The sequence below is a fragment of the Lactobacillus kalixensis DSM 16043 genome, from assembly GCF_001434335.1.
In the GTDB taxonomy this organism is placed as follows: Bacteria; Bacillota; Bacilli; order Lactobacillales; family Lactobacillaceae; genus Lactobacillus; species Lactobacillus kalixensis.
In genome coordinates this window covers 1-1124 of sequence record NZ_AZFM01000081.1, presented here as the reverse complement: position 1 = coordinate 1124, position 1124 = coordinate 1, and the positions used below count along the sequence as shown (strand labels likewise).

At 34.9% G+C, this 1124-nt stretch carries 1 protein-coding gene; it reads left to right on the top strand.

Features of this window, described 5'->3' with window-relative positions; all coding sequences use genetic code 11:
• A partial coding sequence (locus FC46_RS09800; RefSeq protein ID WP_057800232.1) for an IS4 family transposase occupies nucleotides 1-1124 on the top strand: 1124 nt, incomplete at both ends.

The window sequence follows — 1124 nt, the reverse complement described above, 5'->3', positions numbered from 1 at the left end:
TCCTTATTTCGAGCAAAAGATGATGGTAACTTTACTATTAGAACAGCTCGTAATGTCTTAAATGATGGCAGAATTAACTGGCAAAAGCTACTTTGCATCATAGCTGCTAAGCTAGTCGCTTGCCTTAAACCGGTGATTGATAAAAGACGACGCTTAACCTTTATTGTGGATGATACATTAATCTCTCGTTCTTATTCTAAAAAGACGGAATTGTTAGCTAAAGTTTATGATCATGATAAACATGAATATTTAACTGGATATCGCGGTTTAACTTTAGGCTGGAGTGATGGTAATACTTTTCTACCAGTCAATTTCGCTCTTATGTCTACTAAAAAGAGCCAAAATATGATTGGTTCAAAACCAATTACTACTGATGAACGCTATATTGCTGGTAAAAGAAGACAGCAGGCACAACGTAAAATGAATGACGTTACAGTAGAGCTTATTAATCAAGCACTTAAACTAGGCGTAGAAGCAAAGTATGTTTTGTTTGATTCATGGTTTACTTCTCCTAGAATGTTCTGGATCTTAAAGCAGCTAGGACTTGATGGCTTAGGTATGATCAAGAAAAGTTCTAAGATTTATTATGTTTACCGTAAGCGTCATTATGATATCAAAGGCCTTTACAATCGCTTGGCAGCTTCAAAAATTCTTAAGAAGAATAATTATCTCTATAGTAGTATCGTTACCGCACAATATCAGGGCCACAGCTATCCATTAAAAGTAGTTTTTGTCTCCAAAAGAGGCAGTAAAAGTAATTATCTAGTTCTAGCAACTACTCAAATCAAACTGCAACCTGAAGAAATCATTCAGCTTTATGGACGCAGATGGCAGATAGAAACATACTTTAAAGCTTCTAAGCAGTATCTTGCATTAGATAAATCACAGATTCAAAGTTATGACGGCCAATGCGGATATATCGCCGCAGTAGCTATTACTTATGACTTACTGGCTTGGCAAGAAAGGCAGAATACCGATGACAAAACCATAGGAGACTTATTCTACATAATGAATGATTCCTTACCAGATATAAAGTTTATAGATGCATTGGTCTACTTAATTTCTAGTCTGAAAAATCTTCCAAGCATAAATAAAAATTTACTTGATCAAACAATTGAACAATT